Source organism: Staphylococcus sp. HMSC062A01, assembly GCF_001836805.1.
Taxonomy (GTDB): Bacteria; Bacillota; Bacilli; order Staphylococcales; family Staphylococcaceae; genus Staphylococcus; species Staphylococcus haemolyticus.
In genome coordinates this window covers 1-251 of the sequence record NZ_KV830637.1, presented here as the reverse complement: position 1 = coordinate 251, position 251 = coordinate 1, and the positions used below count along the sequence as shown (strand labels likewise).

Genomic DNA, 251 nt, shown 5'->3' with positions numbered 1-251 from the left:
CGGATCCGTTGTCACCGTAATCGGTGTTTGAGTATCGGCTTTACCAGTTAAATCAGTATCAAGCGTTGGAGTAGCTGGTGGCGTAGTATCAGTTGCTTTTTTTGGTTGAGAAATTGCCACATTAGGAACTTCCGCATTGTCATAAGCTTTAGCGATGACATTGCCCTCAGGAATAGGCACCGTTGGTGAAATTGTAACTCGACCATTACTATCCGTAGTACCTGAACCAATCACGTTGTTATCCTTATCAA

The 251-nt window shown here is 43.4% G+C and carries 1 protein-coding gene; it reads right to left on the bottom strand.

All coding sequences use genetic code 11. The features are described from left to right. Window positions 1–251 (bottom strand): hypothetical protein (locus HMPREF2715_RS08465; RefSeq protein ID WP_141757452.1); only part of this gene is annotated, 251 nt, incomplete at both ends.